Genomic DNA, 464 nt, shown 5'->3' with positions numbered 1-464 from the left:
CCAGAGCTTGAGGGAAGTTGGGCATTACCCTTGCGTCATGAAAGAATTACGAGTCATCATAGCCCGATGACAAAAGCGGCCTTTCAATTCAGGCAAGTTTGTCACCATCTGCCCAGACCACCTCTTATATAGCAAAGATCGGGGTGGTTAGGACAATCAATCGCTGAAACCCTTGACCGATAAGAGTTTGAAAATTGAAAGCGTCCTAAATAACCCATTTTTTGCTATAGTCTAAACAGAAGATCAGAATGAGGTATGGGCAAGGAGCTTAAACCCTTTGTTTGCAAAACTTGTTGATACCTCACTAACGTGAAAAGTGCTATATTTAGCTCACGAGTATTTTAATCAGGAATGGAATTCTTTTTACTTCGATGAAGTGGCGAAAGAATCAGAGGATGCTAAACTTAAATATGTGGGTTCCGCTCATATTAATGACCATATCGATATGGTCAATCTCTCAGCAG

1 pseudogene is annotated in these 464 nt (G+C 40.9%); it reads left to right on the top strand.

Going from position 1 to position 464, the window contains the following annotated elements:
• Positions 1-322: 322 nt before the first annotated feature.
• Positions 323-464: pseudogene (locus tag MiAbW_RS19280) on the top strand (methyltransferase regulatory domain-containing protein); the annotation flags it as partial.

This window comes from Microcystis aeruginosa NIES-4325 (assembly GCF_008974145.1).
Classification (GTDB): domain Bacteria; phylum Cyanobacteriota; class Cyanobacteriia; order Cyanobacteriales; family Microcystaceae; genus Microcystis; species Microcystis aeruginosa_G.
Note: the sequence above shows the minus strand (reverse complement) of the source record. Positions and strands in the feature narration are given on the sequence as shown.